We start from the raw sequence: 24,895 nt of genomic DNA, 5'->3' as shown, positions 1-24,895 counted from the left end.
TAGCTTTGCTTTTCCCAGTATCAGGAGTCGAGGAGCGGTTCATGACGGACAGCAGGGAAGCGTTCGAGAAGCGGCGCGAAGAACTTGAACGGTTGTTTCGGGAGGGAGGGCCACGACTGGAGGCGTATCTGCGCGAGCAAGCCATGGAAGGCATCAGAGACGCCTATATGACTTTTGACGACGCCGCCCAGGCCCTCGGCAGGGTGATTGTCGACGGGCACAAGGCGGGAATGAGCGCGGAGGAAATCCAGCGCCTTCTCGACGAACTGGCCAATGAGGCAGAGTACTGGGCTGAACTTCCGATCAGCGTCCGTTTGAGCACCAAGCACGTGCAGAGCATCATCCAAAGCGCCGCGTGACTGACTGCTTCCTCAGAAGGGCGGGGGATTGTCATCCCGTTGTTCACCACCATCCCCAGCCGGGTAGCAGCCCTCGGCATCGTCGGGCGAATCTGAGGGGGATCTGCGAGAGGACGGGCAGAAGCCCCTAGAAGAAGCGGAATGCTATGGTCCGCGATTGGCGCCTCCCGAGAGAGCCGTGCAGCCGGTCGAGGTCCACGTCCGCCGAGCTAGTCCCAAGGCTTTCGAAGATCCCGGGGTGATAGTCTGATCTTCGAAGATCTGTTCGAAGATGGGGGCTTGTCATGTTCGGTCTGGAGCGCCCCTCCGGCGCGTCGGCCGGCCCGGAGCTGGGTGACGGGACGCCCGAAGACGCCCGCGGCTTTCCCTCACCGGCGCGGGACTATTTCCACGGCGGCCTCGACCTGAACCGGCACCTGATCCGGGACCGTACCAGTACCTTCGTGATGCGCGTGGCCGGTAACTCGATGGCATCGGCCGGAATCTGCGACGGCGATGAGCTGATCGTGGACCGCGCGCTGGAGCCGCGCGATGGCTCGGTGGTGATCGCCGTGCTGGACGGGGAGCTGGTGGTGCGCCGCCTGCATCTGGCCGCCGGCGGTGTGCGCCTGCAGACGGACGACGGCGGTGTCCCGACCGAGGTGGGCGAGCTCGGCGACCTGAGCATTTGGGGCGTGGCCACGCGCTGCCTGCACCATGTTTAGCGAAGGACCCGCCGCAGCGCCGACGCAGCTCCGTGAACGGATCGCGCTGGTGGACGTCAACAACTTCTATGTCTCCTGTGAGCGGGTGTTCGACCCGTCGCTTGAGGGACGCCCCGTCGTTGTCCTGTCCAACAATGACGGCTGCGTGGTCGCGCGCTCCGAGGAAGCCAAGCAGCTGGGGTTGAAGACCGGCACGCCGTGGTTCCAGGTGGCGCCACGCGCCAAGGCCTGGGGACTGGTGGCAAAATCCAGCAATTACGAGCTGTACGGCGACCTCAGCGCCCGGGTGATGGAAGTGCTGGGCCGGTTCGGAGCCTGGCAGGAGGTCTACTCGATCGACGAGTCGTTCCTGGGCCTGCCCGGGGATGAGCCGCAGCTGCGGGAGACGGCGGCCCGGATCCGGGCCGCCGTGGTCCAACAGGTGGGCGTTCCGGTCTCCGTCGGCGTAGCCCGGACCAAGACGCTGGCAAAGTTCGCCAACCACGTAGCCAAACGGAATCCACAGATGGCCGGCGTCTGCTCGCTGGGTTCTATGCCGGCGCCGGACATCGAATGGATCCAGTCGCGTGTTCCCGTCACCGGGCTGTGGGGCGTGGGTGGGCGGACCGGGAAGCGGCTGAACGCCATCGGCATCGAGTCGATCGCCGATTTGAAGGCCGCGGACCCACAGGTGATCCGCAAGAAGTTCTCCGTGGTGCTGCAGCGGACGGTGCTGGAACTGAATGGCACGGCCTGTATCCCGCACACCGAGGAACGGGCCGACAAGCAGCAGATCATGTTCTCGCGCAGCTTCTCCACACCGGTCACCGCGCTGGAGGAGATGGATCAGGTGATGGCCGTTTACGCCCAGCGCGGCGCCGCCCGGATGGCTGCCGAGGGACTGCGCGCCTCGGTGCTGACGGTGACGGCGGGGACCAGCAGGTTCGCCGGCGGGGAAGCGTCGTTTCCCGCCGCCAGTGTCCACCTTCCGGCGCCCACGCAGGATCCGATCCAACTGACCAAGGCCGCGGTGGCTGCCATGCGCGGCTGCCTCATTCCCGGCGCCCACTATGTCCGGGCAGGAGTGCTGCTGTCCGGGCTCGAACCGGCGGCCGGCCAGGAGGCCTTCGACCCGTTCGTCAGCGACTTGGACCAGCGGAACATCGGCGACTTGCTCGGTGCCGTCCGATCGAAATTCGGAGAAGCCGCCATCGGGCTCGGCCAAGGCGGGCTGGCGGCGCCGGCCGCGTGGTCCATGAAACGCGAATTCTCCTCGCCGCGCTACACCACCGAGTGGGCAGAGCTTCCGGTGGTTAAGGCATAGACATCAGCTGCCGTAGGTGGAGTCTTGCCGCAGCGGCGGTACGCGGGTGTGGCAGATGCTTTCGAACGCGGCGGGGTCGGTTAGTTGGATGGGCAAGACAACTGCGGCGGCATGCCGGGGGCGCTCTGGCCGTGACAACAGCGTCACGGAAACGCAGGATGGCGCCCCGACTAAGGGCGCTTCGCGGGCCAGCGCCCACCAGCCGTCGTCGTGATGGGAAATGCCCAGCAGCTGCCGCATCTCCGGCACCCGGAGCCAAGCCAAGGGCGTTGTCCCTTCGGCAGCCCCGCCGCCCACTGCGTCCAGGCGTTGCCCGTCGGCTCTGGTGGCCAGCATCCCCACGAGAAGAGGTTCGCTGGAGACCATCCGGGTCAGCAAGCCGATCCAGATGGCTTCTCCGTCCGGGGAAGGCACCGTCAGGCCCTCGGAACCGGCACAGAACGGCAAGGTACCCAGACTGGCAGGGGTGGCGTAAACAATACCGTGGTCGGGGTAACGGTAGCGCTGAAACGAGACCGACAAATGCGGTGTCAGCTTGTACTCAAACACCGGGCTCTATCCATCGCTGCCGCCCGCTGCACCGAGATGGCAGCCGGCGCCGTCAAGAAGGATGAGAATGTTCTGGGCCACGGCTCACGCTTCTATCAGCAGTTCCGAGCCCTCGCTGCACGAGGGGTCCCTCCGCTAACGGAGCGTGGCATCGGTTTAGTCCTGCCAGCGTTACTGGGGCGTTACTGCGTCCGGAGATGGGGCGGGCGGGAGATGGGCGGGTGGGCGGAGGCGGACGCGCAAAGATGTTTGAAAGGTTTAAAGGCGCCGACAGCCGACCGAGACGCGTGCGCCAGGCCGTGCGAACCGACCGTGGCGCCCGTCCAGCCCGCCATTCGGCCCGTCCAGCCCGCCACTCGGCGGCGGCGACAACAGGTTGGCTACAGACCGTTGTCGCCGCCCGGCCGGCGCGGGTTAATCGCTGGGACTGGTGTCCGTGGTCAGGCCGCGGTCGTCCGGCGTCTTCCGGTCCTTCTCTTCAGCCGGCCCAGGCGGTGCATTCATGTCCTCTTTGTCCCCAGACTTCGACGCGGAGTCGGTTGGCGACGTCTCATCTGACGTCCCATCTCCGGGGTCGCCCGCATCCGCCGCAGGGTCCTTTTGGCCGTGAGGCTCTCTGTCCTGGTTGCTTTCGGTCATGCTCCGCCTTCCATCAGTTGCTGGTTTAGTCCGGCTCGGGCCCGCTGGTTGCGGTCCGAGCTGTCAGACTCCGGGTCCGGGCGGACGCAGGTCGTCGCTGCCGCCGGTGGCCGGCCGGCCCGGCATGGCGCCGCCCTCGTCCGTCCAGTCCTGTCCCGTTTGGTCGTTGAGGGCAGGGTCCGAGACGGTGTCGGTGACGGTGGTTCCGACGTCGTCCTTCCCATGCTTTCCGGGCAACTTGGAGGCCGCCGCGGATCCGGCCTTCTTGGCCGCCTCGGTGAGTTGCTCAGCGACTCCCGGGGCCTTGTCCTTGACCGCGTCCGTTGCCTCGTGAACCTTGTCCTGCACGGTTGGGTTGTGCCATAACTCTTGACTCTTGGTCTTCAGCGAATCGTAAGCCGACCGCCCCGACTTTGAGCCCAGGACGAATCCAAGGGCCAGACCGGCGCCGAACATGATTTTCCCTTTCACAGGGTGCTCCTTTCATACGGTGGGTGATGGAGGTGTTGCCTGGGGGTCCTAGGGGAACGGCGCGTTGGGAGTATCGGCTTCGCCATCGTGGTCCTTGTCGCCGTAGGCTTTCTTGGCCAGATCGTCGGCCAGCTTTTCGTCGCCGTGGACCGGGATGTGCGCCTCATGGACGTCGTTCTCGCCTGCGCCAGCGGGCTGGGCTTCGCCTTCCAGATCGTCCGGCTGTTCCGGGCGGGAATTTTCGTTCTGGTCCATCACATCCTCCTTCTCGAGTGTGTCGTTCTGGGGAGCGGACCGGACACCGCGTTCCGCGCGCGGCACCCTGGGGCTCAGACTACGCGCCGGTCCTCGGTTCCGCACGGGTGCAGCGGCTCCGCGGGCGCATGGCCGGTGATTCCGGAACGCCTCCCGCAGCCGCCATGCCGTGGAGCACCTCTCGGATCGCCGAGACCGAATCAACCCGCGGGTTCCACCCCAGTTCTGTCCTCGCGCGGGTGGTGTCCATCACCGGCGCGGCGCGGGCCATGTCCACCCATCCCGGGTCGCTGGCCAGCAGCCGGGCCGACCACGCCGCACCCACCAGCAATCTGACCAGCGGTACGGGGACGGGCAGCCAGCGGCGGGCGCCGAACAGGGCAGCGACCAGCCCGGGCGTCAGGACGGGCTCGGCGGCCACATTGAAGGCACCGCGGGCACCTTGATCCAGCACGCGCCAATAGGCGTCCGCCATGTCATCAGCGTGCAGCGCCTGGAAGACAAACTCCTCCGGAAACGGAAACAGCGGCAACCGCAGCCGGTTGACGAAGAACTTCGGAATCCACGGTCCCACGAAGTACCGGCCAATCTGGCTGCCTGCCTGGGCCTGGAAGATCAGGCCCGGCCGCAACCGTGCCACCTTGATCTCCGGATGGTCGTCGGCAAACCGGTCCAGCAGCTCTTCCTGCTGACCCTTGAACCGGCTGTAGTGCGAACTCGCGATGCCGCGGGCCGGCCAGTCTTCGCTGACGCGGGAGTCTTTCGGCCCTGGGCTGTACGCGCCCACCGACGACGCGCACACCACATGCCCGACGCCGGCGTTGACGGCGGCGGCGAGCACATTCGCGGTGCCGTCCACGTTCACCCGGCGCATCGTCTCTTCGTCGTGGTTCGGCTGCAGCACCCAGGCAAGATGGACGACGGCGTCGCACCCCTTGAAAGCCTCGGCTAGCCTCTGCCGCGCATCGCCTGAGGCGACGTCCAGCGCAACCCAGGTGACGCCGTCGTACGGTGCTCGCGCGGCATCCGGCACGCGCCGGGCAATCCCGACTATTTCCAAATCATCCGCACGTTCGCTCTGCGCGGCATGCAGGCGCCGCAAAAGCGCTGTTCCCACGTTTCCGCTGGCTCCGACCACCGCAATTCGCATGCTCCCGACGCTACCGCCGATGCCGGGGCTTGGCGAGGGCGGGAAGCGGGCAGGGGCTTACGGAATATAGCCACGTCACGGAGGGACCCAAGGCATAGCTGCAGGTCAGCGCGTTATTCATGCCGAACGCTGAACGATTTCGGTTCACGTGGAACCTCTTCGTTTGCCGGCAGGAGGAGTGCCCTGACGCGGCCGCTGAAGGAAGCTATGCGCTCAGCGTCAAGTCCTCGGCGCGCAAAGTCTAAGCAGCCGCGCCGGGTCTACGGCAAGCTGGAGGCAGTTGTCGTCACAGACGGGGAGGAAAAACCATGACCACCGAGACCACAGTCGAGGGTACGTTCGCTACCGCTGCGGATTTGCTCGCAGCAATCCAGCCGGCCGAGGGCGGGCGGAAGATCAAGGATCCGGCCACCGGTGAGCTGGTCGGCCGCGTGGCCGAGCCGGGTGTCGCCGAGCTGGAGGCGGCGGTCGAGGCCGCCCGCCGCGTGCAGCCGGAGTGGGCCGGCCGCGGCCACGCCGAGCGCAGCGAGTACCTGAACCTGGCCGCGGATGCGGTGGAGGCGAACGCGGAGGCGCTGGCCGAGCTGCTCTCGCGCGAGCAGGGCAAGCCGCTGAACGGGCCGAACGCCCGGTTCGAGGTCGGCGCGTGCGCCGGCTGGCTGCGAGCGACCGCCGCGTTCGAACTGGAGCCGGAAACGTTGGTGGAGGAAGACGGCAACCACGCCGAGCTGCACTACCGGCCGCTGGGCGTGGTCGGCGCGATCGGGCCCTGGAACTGGCCGATGATGATCAGCATCTGGCAGCTGGCTCCGGCGCTGCGGATGGGCAACACCGTGGTGATGAAGCCCTCCGAGTACACGCCGCTGTCCGTGCTGGCGCTGGCCGAAGTGCTCAACACCGTGCTGCCGGCCGACGTGCTGCACGTGGTCCCGGGCGGCCGCGAGGTGGGCGAGGCGCTCTCCGCGCACGCGGGCATCGACAAGGTCATGTTCACCGGTTCCACCGCCACCGGCAAGGCGATCATCCGTTCCTCCGCGGACACGGTGAAGCGCCTGACCCTGGAATTGGGCGGCAACGACGCCGGCATCGTGCTGCCGGACACCGATCCGAAGGCCGCCGCGCAGGACCTGTTCTGGGGCGCGTTCATCAACACCGGCCAGACCTGCGCCGCGCTCAAGCGGCTCTACGTGCACGAGGACATCTACGACGACGTGTGCGCCGCGCTGACCGAAGTCGCCGAGCAGATGCCGATGGGCGTCGGGCTGGACGAGAACAATGTGCTGGGCCCGCTGCAGAACAAGGCCCAGTACGACATCGTCGCGAAGCTGGTGCAGGCGGCGAAGGATTCCGGCGCCCGCGTGCTCACCGGCGGCAACCCGGACGAGGGCCAGCCCGGTTACTTCTACCCGGCCACGCTCGTGGCGGACATCGACAACGACAACCCGCTGGTGGCCGAGGAACAATTCGGTCCGGCACTGCCGATCATCAAGTACTCCACCGTGGACGAGGCAGTGGCGATGGCCAACGGCCTGAAGGTCGGCCTGGGCGCCTCGGTCTGGTCCTCCGACCCGGCCAAGGCCCGCGAGGTCGCGGCCCGGATCGAGGCCGGCACGGTCTGGATCAACAAGCACGGCGCGATCGATCCCCGGGTGCCGTTCGGCGGTGCCAAGCAGTCCGGCTACGGGCTGGAGTTCGGCGTCGAAGGGCTCAAGCAGCTCGGCTCCCCGCAGGTCATCGCCGGGTAAGCGCAGCAACTGGCAACGAAGCAGGCCCGGACGGAAACTATCCTCCGGGCCTGCTCCGTGCGGAGACGCGGCTGACTCGCCTTCCGTGGCGGCTTCGCAGGACAGGATAACGACGGCGCGGGAGCCCCGGCAGGACTACGACGGCGGGTGAGCCCCGCCGTCGTTGTTCTGCTTTTGGTGCCGGAGCTACCGGTCCACCTTCATGCGTTCGTTGGGCACGCAGTGCGTCATGGTCAGCCCGGAGACGTCGCGCGGTCCGTTCTTGCCCAGGTTCGCCATCCACGCCTGCTCCGCTTCGGAGAGGTTTTGGCTGGCCAGCGGCCCCAGGTCCTTCACCTCGTCCAGCGTGATGCCGATGCCGTCGCCCACGCGCTCGCCGAGCTCGTCGGCGACCATGTAGAGGTGCCAGAGCATGCGCTCCTGGACCGGCCGGTCGCTCTGCGACAGTGCGTCCGTCAGATTGGTGATCAGGTCCTCGCGCTCCCAGTCCTGCTGCAAGTAGAACCGCTGGCCGGCCTGCAGGTAGTCGTTGGTCCGGGGGATCCGCTCGCGGGTCAGCCGTCCACTGATCTCCGGTCCAAACACGTGGTGGTAGCCCTCGTCCTTGGCCGCCTCCTGCACGCCGCCCGTGATGCTGGGTTCGTAGTTGACGTGCGGGTTCTGGCCCGGGGCGGTGTCCACCATGTAGGACATCTGCCCGTCCCGCTGGTTGGTGGCCACCGGCGCCTTCGGGCTGTTGACCGGCAGCTGCAGGTAGTTGGGCCCCACCCGGTGCCGCTGCGTGTCGCTGTAGGAGAACGTGCGGCCCACCAGCATCTTGTCGTCGGAGAAGTCCAGGCCGTCCACCAGCACGCCGGTGCCGAAGGCGATCTGCTCGTTTTCGGCGAAGAAGTTCTGGGCGTTGCGGTCCAGGACCATTCGGCCGACGGGCCGGGGCGGGAACTGATCTTCCGGCCAGACCTTGGTGTCGTCCAGCGGGTCGAAATCGAGTTCGGGGTGCTCGTCGTCGGACATCATCTGCACCTGTAGTTCCCACTCGGGGAAGTTGCCGGCCTCGATGGCGTCGTAGAGGTCCTTGGTGTGCGAGCCCAGGGTGTGTGCCTGCATGTTCGCGGCGTCCTCGGCGGTCAGCGACTTCACGCCCTGCTTGGGCAACCAGTGGTACTTGACCAGCACCGTCTCGCCGGCGGCGTTGACCCACTTGTAGGTGTTCACGCCGAAGCCCTGCATGTGCCGGTAGTCGGCCGGCACACCGCGCGGGCTGAAGACCAGCATCACCATATGCATGGACTCGGGCGACTGGCTGAAGAAGTCCATCGCGCGGTTCGGCACGGAGGCCTGGAAGTGCACCGGGTCCGGTTTCTGCGAGTGGATGAAGTCGGGGAACTTGAGCGCGTCGCGGATGAAGAAGACGCCCAGGTTGTTGCCCACCAGGTCCCAGTTGCCGTCCTCGGTGTAGATCTTGACTGCGAAACCGCGCGGGTCGCGGGCCACCTCGGAGGAATCGCGGCCGCCGGCCACGGTGGAGAAGCGGATGGCCAGGTCGGAGCGCTTGCCCGCTTCCTGGAACAGCTTGGCGCGGGTGAAGTTGGCGATCGGTTCATCGCCCCACTTGCCGTAGGCCTCGAAGTAGCCGAAGGCCGTGGTGCCTCGGGCGTGCACTACCCGCTCCGGGATGCGCTCGCGGTCGAAGTGGCTCATCTTCTCCAGGAACTGGTAGTTCTCCAGAGTGGCCGGGCCGCGGGCGCCGATGGTTCGGGTGTTCTGGTTGTCGTAGACCTTGTGGCCCTGCCGATTGGTCAGGGGCTGGTCCGGGGATTTGGCCGCATCGGTCATCGCTGATCACTCCTAGGGAAAGGTGTGGGCCGGTTGCCGTGTTCCACCTTCCTCCTGGTGCGTGCCGAGGGCAAGAGTTCGACGGCGGCGCGCGGGTGGCTGTCTGAGGCACCGGGAAGCAGTCGGGAAGCAGCCGCTTCCGCGTGGCGAGGCGGTCGCTTTCCGATGGTGAAGCTGGGCACCGGACGACTTTCGCTTAAGTGCAGGCTCAGCCCGTCACACACGCGCCTGCCGTACGCTATACGCCACATTGCGACCCAAGCCTGCGGAAGGCATCCGCGTTTGCGGAGCTTTGGCCCTGGTCTCCCGCGTGTGCGGCTCTCAGGCGTCTACCCCTGGCGGAGTGTGGCGTATAGCGTACGGCCTGTGGCCCGCAGCGCGTATGGGCCGGAATGATCCGCTTCCGGGCACCGAAGCAGCCGGCTCCCGCCCAGCTCGGCCCCACGCGTCCCTCTACCGGTGGGCGAAGCTCAGGCCCAGCCGTTTCTCGCTCAGGTAGAGGCTCAGGCAGATCCCGAGCAGGGCGAACGTGCAGGTCATCCACCAGGTGGACTGCCAGCCGCCGGTGACGGTGGCCAGCCAGGCCACGATGGCCGGGCCGGTGAAGTTGCCGACGTTGAAGATCTGCTGCATCAGGCCCATCGCGGCCGGGGTGGAACCGTCCGGCGGTGCCAGATCCACGGCCATCCGCGTGAGCGTGGACGGGATCACCGCGCCCACCATGGAGAACACGGCCACGCAGGCGAACTGGATGGCCATGCCGCCGGGCACCGCGGCCCAGTCGACGGCGAAGGTGAGCACCGTCGTCGTGCCCATCAGGATGAAGGTGGGGATGAGCAGCAGCCGGGGCGGGACGCCGCGCTGCAGCAGGGGAGCGGTACCAATGGCGCCCACGGCATTGAGGCCGCCGACCACCGCGGAGAGGATGCCGGCCCAGATGCCGGTGACGCCGTTCTGGTGGTAGATGGTGGGCAGGAAGCCGACCACGGCCATCCACTGGACGGTATAGCAGCCGAACACCACGCCGGCGATCCAGGGTTTGGGAGACCGGACGGTGCGGCCGATCCGGCGGGTGGCTGCGGGCAGGCCGGAGCCGTCGCGCGGCGGATCCTGCGGCACGAACTTCAGCACCAGCGGGATGGGCACCAGGGTCAGGGCGGCCATGAGCCACCACCAAACATGCCAGTTGGTGGCCTGCAGGATCAGCGCGCTCGCCACCAGCCCGGTGAAGGTGGCAAAGCCCTGGTAAGCGCTCCAGAAGCCAACGGCCATGTTCACGCGCGCGAGCGGGGTGTTGGTGCGGATCAGGCCGGGCGCCACCACCGTGGTCAGCAGGAAGCCGGCGCCTTCCAGCGCGCGGCAGGCCATCAGCACGACGGCGGAGTCGGCGAAGCCGCCGATGACCGAGCCGGCAATGAGCAGCCAGAGGCCGATCAGCAGGCAGCGCCTCGCGCCGATCATTTCCGCCAGCAGCGAGACGGCCAGGCCGCCTGCCATGCCGGCCACCTGCACCACGCCCAGCAGGACGCCCGCCTGCACCAAGGACATGCCGAGCTCGTGCTGGATGACGGGAATGGCGGTAGGCAGCTTCCAGATGTGCATGGCGGCGGTGACGCCCGCCAGTACGACGACGATCCACGCCGCATCTGCCCGCTGCCGGGTGACGCTGGGTGCGGCCATGTTGCTCCTTCGGCCCCGGTCAATTAGTTGCCTGTACAGACTAACTGCGGTGCGATAGAAGGTGACGCGCGGCACGTAAGACAGGCTGCGGCGTCGTAATAGTTGACTCGGATCCGGGTCCGGACGCGTCCATCGGGGCGGCCGCGGGATGGGCCGCCGGCGGCGTGGCGGCTGTGGATAGACTGGCTGGGGCGGCAAACCCGCCGGGAACCACGAGAGGGCAACATGTTTGAACCTGGGGCGCCGATCGACGAGGTCGAGCGCGATGTCGAATCCATCATCATGGCTTTGGTACACGAGCTGGGCGAGCGGGCCGACGCCGACCCGGAGCCGCTGGGCGCGGAGGAACGGGCCTACATCGCGGCGTTCTCCGACGCACGGGCAAACACCGACCGCAACCAGGCCGGCCTGCTGTCCACAGCGATCAGGCAACCGAACCTGGCCGAATCACTGGTCTACCTCAACCAGCGGCTGGACCGCCAGGACCTGGATCCGCGCGAGCCGGTGGGCATCCTGGGGATCATCGTCCGGCTGGCAATGGACGGGCTGTGGGTCTCCGACATCCTGGACAGCACGCGGTTCAAGCCCGCGGACCGGCGCCGAATCACGGACGTCCTCACCGGGATGACCTATCTGACCGACGCGCGGCTCAAGGAACTGCTGGCCGAGCTGCAGCCGAAGGCGGCGGGGGACAAGAAGGGCTGAGCACCCGCGCCGTCAGGCGCCTGCGCGGTCAGCCGCCGGTGACGTCGTGCGCCGTCAGGCACCGGTGACGTCGTGGCCGCGCTGGCGGGCCAGGGCCCTGACCACCCGCGCGATCAGGTCATACGGAATCGGTTTGCCCAGCGGAAACTTCAGGGTCCCCTTGGCTGCGACGTAGGGCTCCAGGTCGTGCCTCAGCGCCGCATCGGCCTCCGGCAGCGGGTAGAGCGAGACATGGTGCTTCCAGCCGGCGAAGTAGACGAGGTAGTGCCCCTCGAACATGATGGCGGGGATGGCGTAGCTGATCTGCTCGCCGGCTCCCGGGATGGCGTTGTGGATGGTCCGCCGAACCTCCTGGAGAATGGTCCGCACGTCTTCCGGGAACGACGCGATGTAATCGTCGACGTTCGAAAACTTCTCCGCCATCTCTGATCCCCCTCTGGTCCCGCCTTCTGGTCCGGCCCTCTGGCCCGGTCTTCTGGTCCAGTCCCCTCTGCCTCCGGCGTGCTGCCGCCTCTCCGGCTCGCTGCCGCTTATCCGGCGTGCTCCGCGAACGGCGTCAGCACGATCTTCCCGGCGACGCGGCCTTGCTGACTGTGCCGCATGGCGTCCGCGGCCTGGTCCATCGGAAAGGTCCGGTCGATATCCACGGTGAGCTTGCCGGCGTCGGCCAGCTCGCTCAGCCGGGCGAGTTCGGAGCCGTCCGGGCGCACCCAGATGTAGCGGCCGCCGTGTTCTGTCACCGCCGGGTCGGCGATGGAAGCGTGCCGGCCGCCGTTCCGCAGCACGGCCTGGGTGTCCTGCAAGACGCCGCCCACGAAGTCCGCCGCCACGTCCACGCCCTGCGGTGCTAGTTCGCGCACCCGGTGCACCAGACCGGGGCCGTATTCCAGCGGTTCCGCACCGAGTTCCCGCAGCCGCTGGTGGTGCTTCTCCGACGCCGTCGCGATGACCCGGAGACCGCGCTCGACGGCGAGTTGGATGGCGATCCGTCCGACCCCACCGGATCCATTGTGGATCAGAAGGGTTTCGCCGGTGGACGGGGCCAAAGCGTCCAAAGTCCGCTGCGCCACCATGCCAGTGAGCGGCAGACCGGCGGCTTGTTCCCAGCTCAACGATGCCGGCTTCCGCGTCACCATGGAGACCGGCAGGGCCACGAACTCCGCGTACGTGCCGCCGGCCACCGTGTCCCGCCGGCCGTACGCATACACTTCATCGCGGGGTGAAAATTCAGGGGTGTCCGGCCCGACTTGCTCCACCACGCCGGCAACGTCCCAGCCGGGGATCACCGGGAAGTGGATGTCCAGCATCCGGTCCAACCCGCCGGACATCACCTTCCAGTCCACCGGGTTCACGCTTGAGGCTTTCACGCGGATCAGCACCGTTCCCGGGGCTACCTTCGGCCGCGGAACTTCTGACAGCTCCAGCACCTCCGGGCCGCCGTAACGGGAATACGTCATCGCCTGCATGCTCTTGCCCAAATGGGTACTACCTTCCTGCTACTTCCTGTTTTGCTCCACCCTAGTGGCCGGCAGCCGTGCTTTCCATGGGGCCGCAGCGCGCGGTCGGGTGCGACCGGCAGTCGGCAGGCGAGGCCGCTGCAATCCAAAACCGGGAGGTCAAAAGGGGGCCGCGACCTAGGCTGCGGCGCACCAAGAAGGCGTGCACAAGATTTCCAGTCCCATGTACGACGGCGATGCGTGCCCGCCGTCGTACACGTCAGAACGCTCCGATCGCTGTGCCGTAGGCCAACGGCACCAGGATCAGCGCCAGCAAGCAGGCCGTCGCGATCCACCAGGCCCTGCTGCGCCGTACCAGCGCGATGCCGGCCAGAACCGGGGCGGCGATCATGATGACCAGGGCGGTCAAGCCGAAGAACCCGGTAGCGGGATCCGGCGCCGCGCACTCCAGCAGGCAACCGGTGAATCCGATATAGACCACCAGCAGCGCCCAGAACATCGGCAGCCCCAGCGCGGCCCAGCCGCCAATCACCAGAAGAAGGCCCCACCACACGGGACGCCGGGAAGCCGCAGCAGTTTCGGTCACCGTGTTTGTCTACCAGTGCTGGCGGGCGGGGGCAATGTTTGGCCAGATCTACGTCGTAGGCCCGGCGCCCGGCCCTCGCCAGCTCAGGGCCCGTGCCGTTGGCCCGGTACCGCTCGCCGGTGCCCGGCGCACGGGCGACCCGAGCCCGGCCCGCACCAGCGCCCCCGCCCGGCGCACGGACCTCGCCCGCGCCCCCCTCCGCCCCCGCAGATCGAGTTCCCACCGCAGCACTGTCCACGTCTTGCGCGGCCCGAAAAAGTTTCCGCAGGTCAGGGCGGTGCGCGCCTTCAAAACATGGACAGATTCGGCTGAACGTGGACAGTAACCACGGGTCCCGGCCCGCCCCGGGCAACATGGACAGATCCTGCTGAACGTGGACACCAACCACGGGCCCGGCCGCCGGCCCGCCGGGCCCTGTAGCGAAGGTCACCCCGTCGGGAGAAATTTCGGCTCGAGGCCACGGCGTTAAACCCACCAGACACCACACCCCCAACCTGAGGAGTCCCATGAGCGTCGAAACCGCTGACGTCAACCTGCAGAACCAGCTGTCCGTGGGCCGCGAGGCCGCAGACCACCTGTTCCTTGAGGCCCGCACCGCGAACACGTTCTCCACGGAGCCGGTCACGGACGAGCAGCTCGCCGCCATCTACGAGCTGGCCAAGATGGGCCCGACCATGATGAACAACCAGCCGCTGCGCATCACCTGGGTCCGCTCCGCAGAAGCCCGCGAGAAGCTGGCCGCCCGGATGGCCGAGGGCAACCGCGCTAAGACGCACTCCGCTCCGATGGTCGCCGTGCTCAGCTACGACACCGACTGGCACGAGCACTTCGAAACGTTCTTCCCGCACGCGCCGGAGCGCAAGGAAATGTTCGACGGCAACGCCGAAATGCGCGCCGAGGTGGCCAAGAACAACGCCTGGCTGCAGGCCGGTTTCTTCATCATGGCGGTCCGCGCCGTGGGCCTGCACGCCGGCCCGATGGGCGCCTTCGACGCCGCCGGCATCGACGAGGACTTCAACGCCGGAACCGCCAACCGCACCTTTATGGTGGTCAACGTCGGCACCCCGGGCGAGAACCCCTGGTTCCCGCGGCTGCCGCGCTTGGACGCCGAGATCGCAGTCCAGACGGTCTGATTCGTACCTGAACCGCTGACGACGGCGGTGCCCACCCCAGCGGGGCTTACGAGCCTCCAGCGGTGGACACCGCCGTCGGGCATTTAAAATGTAGCTCGGGTACGCCGACGGCGTACCCGAGCTGCCGGGGATCTTTGATGGCAGCCGGCCGGAAGCGTTTGAGGAGGCCTCGATGTGGCAGGAATACGGGCTGGCATGGTCTGACGCACTGAGGGTCGTCATTTCGGCGATAACCCTTTACGTTGCGGTCCTGCTGGTGATCCGCGTATTGGGCCAACGCACACTGGCCAGCATGTCCAGCTTCGACCTGGCCGCCGTCATAGCGCTCGGTGCCGTGATCGGCCGGGCTATCCTCGGCAACACGCCAACGCTCGTTGCGGGCCTGCTGGGGCTGGTCACCCTCCTGACCCTGCAAGCAGTCGCCGGACAGGTCCGTCGGCTGGGGCGGGGAGCGCAGTTGGTCAACAGCCGTCCGGTGCTGCTGATGGCCGGGCAGGACATGCTGCGGGACAACCTGGTCCGTTCCCATGTGGTGGAGGAGGAAGTGCGGGCCAAACTGCGGCTGGCCGGTATCCGGCACCCGTCCGAAGTTGCCTGCGTGGTGCTCGAATCCACCGGGCAGATCAGCGTGCTCCGCCGTGGCCAGCCCATCGATCCCGCGCTGTTGGAAGGGGTGGCGGGGGCGGACAGGATGCCGCAGGATTTGCTCTGGGGCGGCGGGAGGGGCATTTAACTGCAGGTCAGCGACAGTCGGTGCGTCGGCAATCGGGAATCAGGGCCGGGCTGCTCCGCTACCGGACAGTTGGTCCTGGCCGCCCTCGCGGTCGCCAGCAAGGACGGCCCGGTCGCGGCCCTCGGACTTCGCCTCGTAGAGTGCCGCGTCGGCCGCATCGATCGCCGCATCCAGCGTGTTGGCATCCGGTGTGTCCGGTCCCTCGCCGATGGCAGCGATACCGAAGCTCACGGTGGGCAGCGTGAAGTCCGGAAAGTCCGCCGCGCGCAGGTTCTGGCTGATGAGGTGGGCTACCTGCTTGGCTTGTTCCGGGGCAGCGCCGGAGAGCAGCAGGATGAACTCCTCTCCGCCATAGCGTCCCACCAGATCGGTGGACCGGACGGTGTCGGTACAGACCTGGGCGAAGGCGCGCAGCGCTTTGTCGCCGGCGGGGTGGCCATGCGTGTCGTTCACCGTCTTGAAGTGGTCCAGGTCCGCCAGCATCAGGCTGCCGGATCTGCCGCCGCGGCGCAGGCTGTCGATCCGATCCGCGGCCAGGTCAAGGAAGGCAGTGCGGTTGAGCAGCCCGGTGAGCCCGTCGTGCAGCGCGCGCTTGCGCAGGTCCCGGGCGGCCTGCTCTTCGCTGAACGTGGCCATGCTGAAGGAGACCACCACCATCACCGCCATGTTGATCAGCGTGGTGGCCGCGCCCCCGAAGAAGGTCTGGAAGATGCGGCCTTCCGGCCCGTCCGCCAGGAAGGCGGCAAACCGGCAAAAGTAGAAGGCTGACAGGAACCCGGAAACGACTGCCAAGGGGCCACGCAAACGCGTAAAACCGCGGCGCAGCCGGAAAAGTTCGGAGGCAGCCAAGCCAAAAAACAGGGTCAAGAACGCGAGGAACACCGTTCCGCCGGCCCAGACATTCGTGCCTGGATTATCAACGGCGGTGCTCACGCCCGCAAGAGCCATACCGGCCGCGATCAGTAACGGCACCGGTTTGCGGGCATTCAGCGACCGGGTTCCGGTCCAAACACCCGCGGCGCCGAAAACCACCAGCACATTCGCCAAAGGAGTGGCCCACCACTGGTGTCCCGTGCCGTTCAGCAGGTAACCGGCGGAACCGGTGAGGAACATCGCGATCGCGGTACACCACCAGGCGCTGTAGGGGGCACGCGTCCGCCGGTAGGTCACCATATAGAACAGGACCAGCAGAACGATGCCCACCACGGCGAAGGCAACCCTGAGGGTCGCTGTGTCCAGTGCCATGGTCCTCCCCGCTGTTGGCCTGCTTATTGTGTCAACGTCAGTATTGCAGCGGGACTTCCGTCACGGTTATTTCAACATTGTTTGTGTCTCGAGGTGCCGTGGCGCGGCGGGCGGGGATCCGCGGGGTGCCCTGGGCGCAGCGACGGCGGCACCCCGGCGGGCACCGCTGTCGTCGCATCCGCGGGGCGCCGCGGACGCAGCGACGGCGGCACCCGGGCGCGGGCACCGCCGTCGTCATTAAAGGGAAGCGTCAGGAAAGCGTGGCGCCGCCCTGCCATAGGGCGTCGAACGGGGCGTGGGAGGAAACCCGGGCCTTGATGCCCTCGGTTACGAAGGCTTTGGCGGTCCTGGCAGCTTCCAGCGGGGTGGCGCCCTTGGCCAGTTCGGCGGTCACCGCGGCGGCCAGGGAACAGCCGGCGCCGGAGACGGCCACTTCGCCGATCTTCGGCGCGGAGAGAACCTCCAGGGTGTCGCCGTCGTAAAACACGTCCACCGCGTCAGCGCCCGCCAACCGCACGCCGCCCTTGGCCAGCACGGCCGCGCCGGAGGCTTCGTGGATGATCTTGGCGGCCGCCTTCAGGTCTTCGACGTCGTTGATGGTGATGCCGGCCAGGGACTCGGCTTCGAAGTGGTTCGGCGTGACGAAGGTGGCCAGCGGCAGCATCTGGGCCTTGAGCGCCTGGTCGGTGTCCAGCGCGTGGCCGGGCTCCTGACCCTTGCAGATCAGCACCGGGTCCAGCACCACGTTGTCCCACTGCTGGTTCTTCAGCGCCGCGGCGACGGTGTCGATCGTCAGGGGCGAGCCGAGCATGCCCAGCTTGACCGTCTTCAGCGAGCCTTCATAACAGGTCTGAATGGCTTCCAGCTGGTCGGCGATGACGCCGGCGTCCACCGGGACAAAGCGGTGGTTCCAGTTGTCCTTCGGATCGAAGGAGACGATGCAGGTCAAGGCGGTGACGCCGTAGGTGCCCAGCGCCTGGAAGGTCTTCAGGTCGGCCTGCGCGCCTGCGCCGCCGGTGGCTTCGGAGCCGGCGATGGTCAACGTAATAGCGGGCGCGGTGGTTTCGGTGGTGGAAACAGACATGCGCCCATTTTCCACCCCTCCACCCGCGGTTCCTAATAACGACGGCGGTGCTCGCCTCAGGGCGAACGCGCGGCGGGCTGCGCGGCGGCTGCGCGGCCGGGTCCGGTCAGCGGATATCCATCATCTTCCACACACTGAGGCGGCCGATCGCGGCGGCCAGCCCGATCAGCGCCGCCAGTTCGAGCGTGCCGAGCGGGTCGCCGCTGGAGAGCGAGACCAGGATCAGGAAGGAAGCCGTGGTCATCACCAGGAAGAAGGCCAGCACGTGCAGCCACTGGTTGGCCACCGGCCGGAGCAACAGGCCCAGCACAAAAGCGATCGGCGCCCCGACCACCAGTCCGACGCCGCCGGCATACAGCCCGACGACCAGGGCCAGGAGTGCTGCCGACGCCAGCTGGTGCCCGTTGACCGGGCCGCCGATCAGGGTGAGCAGCAGGGCGCCCAGCGCGAAAACCGAGATTGCCACCAGGAAACCCACCACAAAGGCGCCGAACCCAAACGTCACCCGGTGGCGCGGGTTGCTGCGCTCGAACTCGTCGAGCTCCGGTTCCTGGCTCATAGAGCAAGGATAGGTCGGCCAACAAGGAACTGTCGGGCCGTGGGAGAATGGATGGCGGTCCGGGTGGCAGACGGACCCATTAGTGCTAATACAGCGGACGTTTCGTCAGGCACCTGACGGTGTGAAGCGTTGCGCGAACCACTTCTATAAGGGTGAACCACCACAATGACTGAACTGCAATCCCGCACGCCTGCCCGCTTCGCCTCGATCGGCAGCCCCTACTTTGGCATCATGCTTGCCGTGATGGCCGTGGTCCTGATTCTGTCCAACATCGGCGCGGCCAAGGGTGTGGTCATCGGGCCGATTATTACCGACGGCGGCTTCTTCCTGTTCCCGCTGGCCTACATCCTGGGCGACGTGATCAGCGAGGTGTACGGCTTCAAGGTGGCACGCAAGGCCATCATCACCACCTTCGCCCTGTCGGTCTTCGCCTCGCTTTGCTACTGGGTCATCATCGGACTTCCCGGCTTTGACGACGACTTCGGCCGGATGAAACAGCAGGCCCTTGAGGGTGCGCTCGGCCCAGTGCCGTTGATCGTGCTCGCCAGCCTGCTCGGCTTCCTCGTGGGTCAGACGCTGAATTCCTGGGTGCTGGTACGGATGAAGGAACGTTGGGGCGAACGCCGCTTGTGGGCGCGCCTGATGGGCTCCACAGGGGTCGGGGAATTCGCCGACACACTGATCTTCTGCTCGATTGCGGCCTCGATTATCGGCATCAACGACGTCCCCACGTTCGTCAACTACGTCTTGGTCGGCTTCGTCTATAAGACGTTGGTGGAGTTCCTCTTCGTCCCCGTCACCACAGCGGTGATCGGCTGGGTGAAGAAGCGTGAACCGTCCTACAATGCGCTGGCTTCGGATTCCTCTGCAGCCTGATCGTCGATGACCAGGGTCGGGACGCGCTCGCTGAGCTCTGACGGCGACAAGTTTGCCGACACGAGGATTTCCTCCGGTGCGATTCCGGCCTTCAGGGCGACATCAATGGCAACGTCCAGATTCGTTTCAGCCTGGTCCATCTCGACCTGCAACCCCTCGACCGCTGCCGAAGCGGTCCAAACGTCCTTCAGATGTTCTTCCATTTTGCTAACTTCCTATCTGGCCAGAACGAAGGTCCCTCTGCCCTAACCGGGCCTCCCACCCCTCGGATGAAGGAACGAGCCCCGGGTTTCGCCAGCTTACAGTGTAAGGTCTGCGCTTGGCACCCCCAGATCAGGCATTTTGCCGGGAATTTTCCAAACCTTCTCCAACAGCGCAAAAACCGCGGCCCGCAGCGGAAATCACGCACTGCCGGGTGCGGGATTCGAGCAGGACTTGGGCCGCTCGTCCGCGGGCGGTGGGAGGACAGGGGGAATCCGGGCGCGTAGGCTGGTGCGCAATCGCAGGAGGGAAGTGCTCAATGGTCGAGTCCGGAACGTCCGCATCGCCAGACATGGGCCATCCCGGTGGCGACAGGCCGCGGCTGGACCGACAGCGGATTCTCGAGGCCGGTGCAGTGTTCATCGAGGAGCATGGGGTCCGGCAATTGAGCATGCGGCGGCTGGGTGCCGAGCTGGACGTCGAAGCCATGTCGCTGTACCGCTACGTGCCCTCGCGAGAGGACCTGCTTGACGGCATCGTGGAGTCGGTGGTCGACGAGTTGTACAGCGATCCCGAAGTGTATGTGGAGCCGCGCTACGGTTGGCAGGACTACCTTCTCCGGCTGGCCCATGGTCTGCGCCGGCTGGCCGTGAAGCATCCCCAGGTCTTCCCGCTGATTGCCACGCGGCCCGCCGAGGCTCCGTGGGTCCGCCCGCCGTTGCGGAGCCTGCGCTGGGTCGAGTCGTTCCTCAGGGCGATGACCCAAGCGGGGTTCAGCAACGAGCAGGCGGTCGAAGCCTACCGGGCCTTCAGCAGTTTCCTGATCGGCAACTTGTTGCTGGAGGTAGCTGCCCTCGGCGCCGACATCGGGCCGGTGGAGGATCCCGATCCATCGCCCTCCCGGCAGGCGGACCTGACCGACTATCCACTTCTGCAGGAGTTGCAGGACCTGTTGTCGGAGGACCGTTCCAAACAGGAGTTCGACGCGGCGCTTGATGTCCTGCTGGACAGGCTGGATGGCCAGCTCGGCTGATGGCAGCCCATGCCCGTCCGGCAATGTTTATCCTCCCGCCACCTGAAATTCACCCGGAGACTTTGCAGAACGATACTAAGCATGCTTTGCTTACATCGTAAGTACGGATACTGTTGTGGCTCCGGCCCGCTGGAGCCATGGTTTCGCAGCAGGTGGCTGGCATCGCCAAAGGCGGCACTGCCGGGCTGCGCATGGATGAGGAGAAGGCATGCAAGTTATACGCGACAACTACGGCGCATCACGCTTCGATGCCTACGTTGATGGTGAAGTGGCCGCGTCATTGCAGTACAAGATCCAAGACGGCGAAATGTGGCTCCTCGAAATCAAAGAAGACCGTTGGCACCGCGGACTGGGACTCGGCGAGCCCTTGGTGCGCCGGGCGCTGGCCGAGGCGCACCGCCGCCGGCTGCGTGTGCTGCCGTTTTGCTCGGAGGCCAGGCAGCAGGTCTTCGGCCATCCGGTCTTCCTGCAGTTGGTCCCCCAGGAGCAGCGCAGCCGATTCCACAAGTCCTGGGCGCTGGAAGGCAAATCCCGTGCCGCACGTCGCCGCCGTCGGGTTCCGGCTGCCGCTGTCCGCGCCTCGGCTGGCTCGAAGGCGGGATCCCGATGAGCGGAAAGCTGGGAGTGACGGTTCGCGTCGACCTGGAATGCTCATCGGCGCATATTGACGTGCGCGGGCGGGTCGATGAGCGCAATGTCCTGGCAGTGTATTCACTCGCGAAGCGGGCAAATTCTTTGGCGGCAGGCCTGGAAGTGACCATAGATCTGCAGCATGCCTCGGTGGACGGAGCCGTCCTCTGGCATTTGCAGGCGTGTGCGATTTCCGGGGTCCTGCCCGAGCATGCCGATCCGGAACAGGTCGACTGCCGGCTGATAATCCTGGCGCCCCTGGCGCAGGACGAGCAGGCCGACGTCGTGCTTGCCGCCTAAGCAGCAGGCGCACTCAGTGCGGAAGGCCGCCGTCGTTATCTTTGGATGCGACGGCGGCCTTCCGCCTGTGGAGATGTAGCGGCGAAGGTCAGGCGTAGTAGCGGCCCAGCACCTCGGCCTTGAAGTCGAAGAAGGAGCCGTCGTCGATGGCCAGCCGGGCGTCGTCGACCAGCTTCACGGTGAAGCGTTCGTTGTGGATGGAGATCAGCGTGTGGCTGACCATCTCGTTCGCCTTGAACAGGTGGTGGATGTAGGCGCGGGTGTAGTTGGCGCAGGTGTAGCAGTCGCAGCCGTCAACCAGGGGCGTGAAGTCCAGTTTGAATCGGCGGTTGGACAGGTTCTTGCGGCCGTCCGGGGTGTAGAACGCCGAGTTTCGGGCCACGCGCGTCGGTGAGACGCAGTCGAAAGTGTCCGCCCCGTTCTCGATCGCGGTGAAGATGTCGTCCGGCTCGGAGATGCCGAGCAAATGCCGTGGCTTGTCCTCGGGAAGCTCCTCGGTGCACCAGCGCACGATGGTGCCCAGGTTTTCCTTCTCCAGTGCGCCGCCGATGCCGAAGCCGTCAAAGTTCATCGCGCCAAGGTCCCGGCAGGCCTTGCGCCGCAGGTCTTCGTACTGGGCGCCCTGGATCACGCCGAAGAGTGCCTGGTACGGCCGGTGCGAGCGCTCGTCGGTGAGCCGCTCGTGCTCCGTGACGCAGCGTTCGGCCCACAGCCGGGTGCGCTCCAGCGACTCCTCCTGGTAGCCGCGCGAGTTCATCAGCGTGGTGAGCTCGTCGAAGGCGAACATGATGTCCGCGCCCAGTTGGTGCTGCACCTGCATGGAGATCTCCGGCGTGAAGCGGTGCTTGTCGCCGTTGAGGTGTGACTTGAACCAGACGCCGTCGTCGTCCACGTGGGCCAGCCGCTCCTTGCCGGGTGCCACCTGGTCATCCGAGCCGGTGCTGGCCGCGGCTGCGTCCATGTTGATGACCTTCTTGAACCCGGAGCCGAGGCTCATCACCTGGAAGCCGCCGGAGTCGGTAAAGGTGGGGCCGTCCCAGTTCATGAACCTGCCCAAGCCGCCGGCCGCGTCCAGCACCGCCGCGCCAGGCTGCAGATACAGGTGGTACGCGTTGGCCAGCAGCGCCTGCGCGCCGAGTTCCTTCATGGACTCGGGCAGCACCGCCTTGACCGTGGCTTTGGTGCCGACGGCGATGAACGCCGGGGTCTGGATCTCTCCGTGCGGCGTGGTGATGGTACCGGTGCGGCCCTGGAATCCGCCGCCGTTCTCCTCCATCCGGGCAGGGGAGGGGCTGGCGGTGTTGGCGAGGCGATTGCCGACGCGGAAGGAAAAATCAGACTGGGGCACCCCACCATTTTGCCCTACCGGGTGCACCACAGGGCGCGTGTGTGGTGCGGGCAGCGAAAGGCCATGCGGCGTGTGGCACGGCGGACGCCGACCTGTCGACCCGCTCACAGAATGATGATTGCCTCAGGCAATCGAATTAGGGTTGGAGAGTGGAACTTTTGCGGCTGCGGTCCCGGGCGGCGGGCCGTCCGGCCCGTCCGTACGCAGGTTCCCCATACTTCTCTCCCGAATCCAGTCCGGGGCGGCGGCCCTAAGGACTTCGGCGCTCCGCATGGATTGACCTCGCCAGAGTTGGGACCCAGGCGGCCCAGTTGGCCGGTGGAATCCTGGGGCCAGCGGGATTTGGGGGCCTCCGGCGGGTGATGGAGACGAGGCATCGTGGATAGTGGGGCAAGCGAAAGGTGGGCAGCATGGCGACGCAGTACGTGCGCGAATTCTTCCGGGTAGGTCCGGCGCGCCAGGACCATATCGTGGCCACCCGCTGCGGCATCAGCGTCGGCCTGCCGCTGCTCGCCCTGCTGGCGATGGGCCGGTTCGATCTGATGATCTTCGCCGCCTTCGGCGCCTTCACCGGAATCTACGGCCGGGGTGAGGCTCACGGAGCAAGGCTGCGGCATCAGGGCCAGTTCGGCGTGTTGATCATGCTGGTCATGTTCCTCGGCGCCCTCACCGCCATGGCCGATGCCGGACCCTGGGGCATCGTCTTCGGCACCACGGTGGTGGCGGGCCTGTGGTCGCTGGCGGTCAACTACTTCCAGCTGCGACCGGCGGGCGTCATCTTCTTTACGTTCGGCTATGCGGCCATCGGTTCCATCCCGCTGACCGCGCCGCTGTGGCAAGCCATGCTGACCGGCCTGGCAAGTGTGGTGCTGGCCATACTGATCGGGATCAGCAGCCGGCTGGTGCCGACCTGGCGCACATCCATGGCGCCGCCGCCCAAGCCGCAGTTTACGCGCGAGCACTGGCGGGAATTCCGCGTCGAGGCCGGTGCCAATGCGCTGGCGGCCCTGACCGCAGGAACCCTCGCCACTGTGGTGGGGCTGGGACACAACTACTGGGCGATGGTGGCTGCCGTGGCGCCGATCGCGGGGCCCAGCCTTGCCCAACGGGTGAAAAAGGGCGTCCACCGAATCCTGGGGACCTTCGCTGGCGTGGTGGTAGCCGGGCTGTTGCTGGCCCCGCGCCCGGAGCCTTGGGTCCTGGTCCTGATGGTGATCGTGCTGCAGTTCAGCGCGGAAATGTTCGTGCTGCGCCACTACGCGCTGGCGCTGATCTTCATCACGCCGCTGGCCCTGATCATGACCGAGCTTGCTGCCCCCACCGATCCGCGTGAACTGATGGTGGACAGGGCGCTGCAGACCGCCATTGGCGCTCTGGTGGGGATCAGCCTCGTGTATCTCATGCACCAGCGGACCATCCGCGAGAAGAACCGGCGCCGCTTCCAGCGCCGGCAGCAAGGCGGGGCCTGACGCGCGGGGTGCACGCCCGTCGGTGGAAACTCCGCCGGCGAGGGCCGGGTTCTCTAGTCGGAGCCGGGTCCGGCGGTGCTGCCCAGCACCAGCGGGTCGGCGCCGGGCAGCGCGTTGTTGCGCCAGGCCTCCCAGCCGTCCCGGATCTCGGCCAACCGCCTGGCACCGAGCCCATAGCAGCTGATCAGCACCTGGCTGCCGCCCTCGGGCCTGCCCTCCGGGTGCGATGGGGTTTCTGCGACGATCAGCAGGCCGCCGCCACGGTCGGCATACGAATCAACGGTCAACCCCAGCTGGCGGTCCGAGCGGAACCACACCTTTCCGGAAATCTCTTCCCCGGTGGCCAGAGATGCGCTGTACGTCTCACCCGCCGTCGGCAGGTTGTCCAGGCCAAGGCTGGAGAGCAGCCCGCCCGACGGGATGGAGTCTGCGCCGAGGTAGGTGGTCTGGCGGGGGTCATTGGGGTGCCGTTCCAAGGCGAACCTCAGTTGCTGCAGGAAGGTCAGCCAGCCTTCGGTGACGTCCTCCCACCATTCGTCGGACTGCTCGCCGGACTCGGGGCCGCGCTGAAGGGTGAGCCGGACGCCGTCGCCCACTGGTTCCAGGATGAAGGCGTCGCTGTCGCCCATGGTGAGCCGTTTGTGGTCTTCGGCCTCTGTGGCGTCGCTGAAGTAGATCTCGCGGATCTCCTCGTCCAGTCCAGCCATATCCCAGCCGTGCCACTGCGCGATGCGTCTGGGTTCGCGCAGCATGGTCCACACCTGGCGGGCATCCGCGTTGATGTGGACGCTGAGTGAACCGGGCTCCGTTGCAACTCCGCTCTCCGTCATGCGGCCGACTCTACT

General features: G+C 66.7%; 27 protein-coding genes. 12 read left to right on the top strand and 15 right to left on the bottom strand.

The window, feature by feature from the left end; genetic code table 11:
- Positions 1-41: 41 nt before the first annotated feature.
- From MNQ99_RS16700 to MNQ99_RS16690, 3 genes are all read left to right on the top strand, one after another.
- Positions 42-359 carry a hypothetical protein gene (locus MNQ99_RS16700; RefSeq protein ID WP_241913732.1) on the top strand — a complete coding sequence of 106 codons (318 nt, stop codon included), beginning with the start codon at positions 42-44 and terminating at the stop codon, positions 357-359.
- Between the two features lie 284 nt (positions 360-643).
- Positions 644-1,063 carry a LexA family protein gene (locus MNQ99_RS16695; RefSeq protein WP_241913731.1) on the top strand — a complete coding sequence of 140 codons (420 nt, stop codon included), beginning with the start codon at positions 644-646 and terminating at the stop codon, positions 1,061-1,063.
- Positions 1,056-2,366 (top strand): Y-family DNA polymerase, encoded by a 1,311-nt coding sequence (locus tag MNQ99_RS16690; protein WP_241913730.1) that lies wholly within the window; start codon positions 1,056-1,058, stop codon positions 2,364-2,366. The genes MNQ99_RS16695 and MNQ99_RS16690 overlap by 8 nt, the downstream gene beginning before the upstream one ends.
- A gap of 3 nt (positions 2,367-2,369) precedes the next feature.
- Here MNQ99_RS16690 and MNQ99_RS16685 read toward each other — a convergent pair whose 3' ends face one another.
- From MNQ99_RS16685 to MNQ99_RS16670, 4 genes are all read right to left on the bottom strand, one after another.
- On the bottom strand, positions 2,370-2,915 hold the full coding sequence (locus tag MNQ99_RS16685; protein WP_241913729.1) for a hypothetical protein: 546 nt from the start codon (positions 2,913-2,915) through the stop codon (positions 2,370-2,372).
- Between the two features lie 702 nt (positions 2,916-3,617).
- Positions 3,618-4,025, bottom strand: a complete 408-nt coding sequence (locus tag MNQ99_RS16680; protein WP_241913728.1) for a hypothetical protein — start codon at positions 4,023-4,025, stop codon at positions 3,618-3,620.
- Between the two features lie 48 nt (positions 4,026-4,073).
- Complete coding sequence (locus MNQ99_RS16675; protein WP_241913727.1) at positions 4,074-4,280, bottom strand: hypothetical protein; 207 nt, start codon at positions 4,278-4,280, stop codon at positions 4,074-4,076.
- Positions 4,281-4,359: 79 nt separating this feature from the next.
- Positions 4,360-5,430, bottom strand: a complete 1,071-nt coding sequence (locus tag MNQ99_RS16670; RefSeq protein WP_241913726.1) for an NAD-dependent epimerase/dehydratase family protein — start codon at positions 5,428-5,430, stop codon at positions 4,360-4,362.
- Positions 5,431-5,738: 308 nt separating this feature from the next.
- Here MNQ99_RS16670 and MNQ99_RS16665 point away from each other — a divergent pair, with 308 nt between their 5' ends.
- A complete protein-coding gene (locus MNQ99_RS16665) occupies positions 5,739-7,175 on the top strand; it encodes an aldehyde dehydrogenase family protein (RefSeq protein ID WP_241913725.1) in 1,437 nt (478 codons plus the stop codon).
- A gap of 186 nt (positions 7,176-7,361) precedes the next feature.
- Here the strand turns inward: MNQ99_RS16665 and MNQ99_RS16660 are convergent, their stop codons facing one another.
- Both MNQ99_RS16660 and MNQ99_RS16655 read right to left on the bottom strand, forming a co-directional pair.
- Positions 7,362-9,011 carry a catalase gene (locus MNQ99_RS16660; RefSeq protein WP_241913724.1) on the bottom strand — a complete coding sequence of 550 codons (1,650 nt, stop codon included), beginning with the start codon at positions 9,009-9,011 and terminating at the stop codon, positions 7,362-7,364.
- A 453-nt stretch (positions 9,012-9,464) separates the two neighbouring features.
- Positions 9,465-10,691: an MFS transporter gene (locus MNQ99_RS16655; protein WP_241913723.1), complete on the bottom strand. Its 1,227-nt coding sequence runs from the start codon at positions 10,689-10,691 to the stop codon at positions 9,465-9,467.
- Between the two features lie 225 nt (positions 10,692-10,916).
- On the opposite strand from MNQ99_RS16655, the gene MNQ99_RS16650 reads away from it, so the two are divergent.
- The gene (locus MNQ99_RS16650; protein ID WP_241913722.1) at positions 10,917-11,396 is read left to right on the top strand and encodes a TetR family transcriptional regulator; all 480 of its coding nucleotides are present in this window, start codon (positions 10,917-10,919) and stop codon (positions 11,394-11,396) included.
- Positions 11,397-11,450: 54 nt separating this feature from the next.
- Here MNQ99_RS16650 and MNQ99_RS16645 read toward each other — a convergent pair whose 3' ends face one another.
- From MNQ99_RS16645 to MNQ99_RS16635, 3 genes are all read right to left on the bottom strand, one after another.
- Positions 11,451-11,819, bottom strand: a complete 369-nt coding sequence (locus MNQ99_RS16645) for an iron chaperone (RefSeq protein ID WP_241913721.1) — start codon at positions 11,817-11,819, stop codon at positions 11,451-11,453.
- Between the two features lie 107 nt (positions 11,820-11,926).
- Positions 11,927-12,862 carry an NADP-dependent oxidoreductase gene (locus MNQ99_RS16640; protein ID WP_241915408.1) on the bottom strand — a complete coding sequence of 312 codons (936 nt, stop codon included), beginning with the start codon at positions 12,860-12,862 and terminating at the stop codon, positions 11,927-11,929.
- Between the two features lie 250 nt (positions 12,863-13,112).
- A complete protein-coding gene (locus MNQ99_RS16635; RefSeq protein WP_127513371.1) occupies positions 13,113-13,439 on the bottom strand; it encodes a hypothetical protein in 327 nt (108 codons plus the stop codon).
- A gap of 506 nt (positions 13,440-13,945) precedes the next feature.
- Between MNQ99_RS16635 and MNQ99_RS16630 the strand changes: the two genes are divergently transcribed.
- Together MNQ99_RS16630 and MNQ99_RS16625 are read left to right on the top strand one after the other, a co-directional pair.
- Positions 13,946-14,572 carry a malonic semialdehyde reductase gene (locus tag MNQ99_RS16630; RefSeq protein WP_127513370.1) on the top strand — a complete coding sequence of 209 codons (627 nt, stop codon included), beginning with the start codon at positions 13,946-13,948 and terminating at the stop codon, positions 14,570-14,572.
- 172 nt (positions 14,573-14,744) lie between these two features.
- A complete protein-coding gene (locus MNQ99_RS16625; protein WP_127513369.1) occupies positions 14,745-15,305 on the top strand; it encodes a DUF421 domain-containing protein in 561 nt (186 codons plus the stop codon).
- A 39-nt stretch (positions 15,306-15,344) separates the two neighbouring features.
- Here MNQ99_RS16625 and MNQ99_RS16620 read toward each other — a convergent pair whose 3' ends face one another.
- The 3 genes from MNQ99_RS16620 to MNQ99_RS16610 all read right to left on the bottom strand — a co-directional run bounded on the left by MNQ99_RS16620 (position 15,345) and on the right by MNQ99_RS16610 (position 18,193).
- Entirely contained in the window at positions 15,345-16,550 is a 1,206-nt protein-coding gene (locus MNQ99_RS16620) for a GGDEF domain-containing protein (protein ID WP_127513368.1), read from the bottom strand.
- Positions 16,551-16,800: 250 nt separating this feature from the next.
- Positions 16,801-17,634, bottom strand: coding sequence for a hydroxymethylpyrimidine/phosphomethylpyrimidine kinase (locus MNQ99_RS16615; protein ID WP_241913720.1), 834 nt, complete (start codon positions 17,632-17,634; stop codon positions 16,801-16,803).
- Positions 17,635-17,740: 106 nt separating this feature from the next.
- Positions 17,741-18,193, bottom strand: a complete 453-nt coding sequence (locus MNQ99_RS16610; protein WP_127513366.1) for a hypothetical protein — start codon at positions 18,191-18,193, stop codon at positions 17,741-17,743.
- Positions 18,194-18,358: 165 nt separating this feature from the next.
- Between MNQ99_RS16610 and MNQ99_RS16605 the strand changes: the two genes are divergently transcribed.
- Positions 18,359-19,069, top strand: coding sequence for a queuosine precursor transporter (locus MNQ99_RS16605; protein ID WP_127513365.1), 711 nt, complete (start codon positions 18,359-18,361; stop codon positions 19,067-19,069).
- Here the strand turns inward: MNQ99_RS16605 and MNQ99_RS16600 are convergent.
- Positions 19,033-19,272 carry a hypothetical protein gene (locus tag MNQ99_RS16600; protein ID WP_127513364.1) on the bottom strand — a complete coding sequence of 80 codons (240 nt, stop codon included), beginning with the start codon at positions 19,270-19,272 and terminating at the stop codon, positions 19,033-19,035. The genes MNQ99_RS16605 and MNQ99_RS16600 overlap by 37 nt on opposite strands.
- 317 nt (positions 19,273-19,589) lie before the next feature.
- Between MNQ99_RS16600 and MNQ99_RS16595 the strand changes: the two genes are divergently transcribed.
- From MNQ99_RS16595 to MNQ99_RS16585, 3 genes are all read left to right on the top strand, one after another.
- A complete protein-coding gene (locus tag MNQ99_RS16595; protein WP_241913719.1) occupies positions 19,590-20,303 on the top strand; it encodes a TetR/AcrR family transcriptional regulator C-terminal domain-containing protein in 714 nt (237 codons plus the stop codon).
- Positions 20,304-20,511: 208 nt separating this feature from the next.
- Complete coding sequence (locus MNQ99_RS16590; RefSeq protein WP_241913718.1) at positions 20,512-20,913, top strand: GNAT family N-acetyltransferase; 402 nt, start codon at positions 20,512-20,514, stop codon at positions 20,911-20,913.
- Positions 20,910-21,233, top strand: coding sequence for a hypothetical protein (locus MNQ99_RS16585; protein WP_127513361.1), 324 nt, complete (start codon positions 20,910-20,912; stop codon positions 21,231-21,233). The genes MNQ99_RS16590 and MNQ99_RS16585 overlap by 4 nt, the downstream gene beginning before the upstream one ends.
- Before the next feature lie 88 nt (positions 21,234-21,321).
- Here the strand turns inward: MNQ99_RS16585 and tgt are convergent, their stop codons facing one another.
- Positions 21,322-22,581 carry a tRNA guanosine(34) transglycosylase Tgt gene (gene tgt / locus MNQ99_RS16580; RefSeq protein WP_241913717.1) on the bottom strand — a complete coding sequence of 420 codons (1,260 nt, stop codon included), beginning with the start codon at positions 22,579-22,581 and terminating at the stop codon, positions 21,322-21,324.
- Positions 22,582-22,991: 410 nt separating this feature from the next.
- Between tgt and MNQ99_RS16575 the strand changes: the two genes are divergently transcribed.
- Positions 22,992-24,050 (top strand): FUSC family protein, encoded by a 1,059-nt coding sequence (locus MNQ99_RS16575; RefSeq protein WP_241913716.1) that lies wholly within the window; start codon positions 22,992-22,994, stop codon positions 24,048-24,050.
- 53 nt (positions 24,051-24,103) lie between these two features.
- On the opposite strand, the gene MNQ99_RS16570 is transcribed toward MNQ99_RS16575, so the two are convergent.
- A complete protein-coding gene (locus tag MNQ99_RS16570) occupies positions 24,104-24,880 on the bottom strand; it encodes an SRPBCC family protein (RefSeq protein WP_241913715.1) in 777 nt (258 codons plus the stop codon).
- Positions 24,881-24,895: the final 15 nt, after the last annotated feature.

This window comes from Arthrobacter sulfonylureivorans (genome assembly GCF_022637435.1).
GTDB classification, from domain to species: Bacteria; Actinomycetota; Actinomycetes; order Actinomycetales; family Micrococcaceae; genus Crystallibacter; species Crystallibacter sulfonylureivorans.
This window is presented reverse-complemented; position numbering and strand designations above follow the sequence as displayed.

Bases quoted from the DNA above. Each gene is read 5' to 3' on its own strand.
- MNQ99_RS16700 (WP_241913732.1), top strand. From the start codon at position 42: ATGACGGACAGCAGGGAAGCGTTCGAGAAGCGGCGCGAAGAACTTGAA.
- MNQ99_RS16695 (WP_241913731.1), top strand. From the start codon at position 644: ATGTTCGGTCTGGAGCGCCCCTCCGGCGCGTCGGCCGGCCCGGAGCTG.
- MNQ99_RS16690 (WP_241913730.1), top strand. From the start codon at position 1,056: ATGTTTAGCGAAGGACCCGCCGCAGCGCCGACGCAGCTCCGTGAACGG.
- MNQ99_RS16675 (WP_241913727.1), bottom strand. From the start codon at position 4,280: ATGGACCAGAACGAAAATTCCCGCCCGGAACAGCCGGACGATCTGGAA.
- MNQ99_RS16670 (WP_241913726.1), bottom strand. From the start codon at position 5,430: ATGCGAATTGCGGTGGTCGGAGCCAGCGGAAACGTGGGAACAGCGCTT.
- MNQ99_RS16665 (WP_241913725.1), top strand. From the start codon at position 5,739: ATGACCACCGAGACCACAGTCGAGGGTACGTTCGCTACCGCTGCGGAT.
- MNQ99_RS16660 (WP_241913724.1), bottom strand. From the start codon at position 9,011: ATGACCGATGCGGCCAAATCCCCGGACCAGCCCCTGACCAATCGGCAG.
- MNQ99_RS16655 (WP_241913723.1), bottom strand. From the start codon at position 10,691: ATGGCCGCACCCAGCGTCACCCGGCAGCGGGCAGATGCGGCGTGGATC.
- MNQ99_RS16650 (WP_241913722.1), top strand. From the start codon at position 10,917: ATGTTTGAACCTGGGGCGCCGATCGACGAGGTCGAGCGCGATGTCGAA.
- MNQ99_RS16645 (WP_241913721.1), bottom strand. From the start codon at position 11,819: ATGGCGGAGAAGTTTTCGAACGTCGACGATTACATCGCGTCGTTCCCG.
- MNQ99_RS16640 (WP_241915408.1), bottom strand. From the start codon at position 12,862: ATGCAGGCGATGACGTATTCCCGTTACGGCGGCCCGGAGGTGCTGGAG.
- MNQ99_RS16630 (WP_127513370.1), top strand. From the start codon at position 13,946: ATGAGCGTCGAAACCGCTGACGTCAACCTGCAGAACCAGCTGTCCGTG.
- MNQ99_RS16625 (WP_127513369.1), top strand. From the start codon at position 14,745: ATGTGGCAGGAATACGGGCTGGCATGGTCTGACGCACTGAGGGTCGTC.
- MNQ99_RS16620 (WP_127513368.1), bottom strand. From the start codon at position 16,550: ATGGCACTGGACACAGCGACCCTCAGGGTTGCCTTCGCCGTGGTGGGC.
- MNQ99_RS16615 (WP_241913720.1), bottom strand. From the start codon at position 17,634: ATGTCTGTTTCCACCACCGAAACCACCGCGCCCGCTATTACGTTGACC.
- MNQ99_RS16610 (WP_127513366.1), bottom strand. From the start codon at position 18,193: ATGAGCCAGGAACCGGAGCTCGACGAGTTCGAGCGCAGCAACCCGCGC.
- MNQ99_RS16605 (WP_127513365.1), top strand. From the start codon at position 18,359: ATGACTGAACTGCAATCCCGCACGCCTGCCCGCTTCGCCTCGATCGGC.
- MNQ99_RS16600 (WP_127513364.1), bottom strand. From the start codon at position 19,272: ATGGAAGAACATCTGAAGGACGTTTGGACCGCTTCGGCAGCGGTCGAG.
- MNQ99_RS16595 (WP_241913719.1), top strand. From the start codon at position 19,590: ATGGTCGAGTCCGGAACGTCCGCATCGCCAGACATGGGCCATCCCGGT.
- MNQ99_RS16590 (WP_241913718.1), top strand. From the start codon at position 20,512: ATGCAAGTTATACGCGACAACTACGGCGCATCACGCTTCGATGCCTAC.
- MNQ99_RS16585 (WP_127513361.1), top strand. From the start codon at position 20,910: ATGAGCGGAAAGCTGGGAGTGACGGTTCGCGTCGACCTGGAATGCTCA.
- MNQ99_RS16575 (WP_241913716.1), top strand. From the start codon at position 22,992: ATGGCGACGCAGTACGTGCGCGAATTCTTCCGGGTAGGTCCGGCGCGC.
- MNQ99_RS16570 (WP_241913715.1), bottom strand. From the start codon at position 24,880: ATGACGGAGAGCGGAGTTGCAACGGAGCCCGGTTCACTCAGCGTCCAC.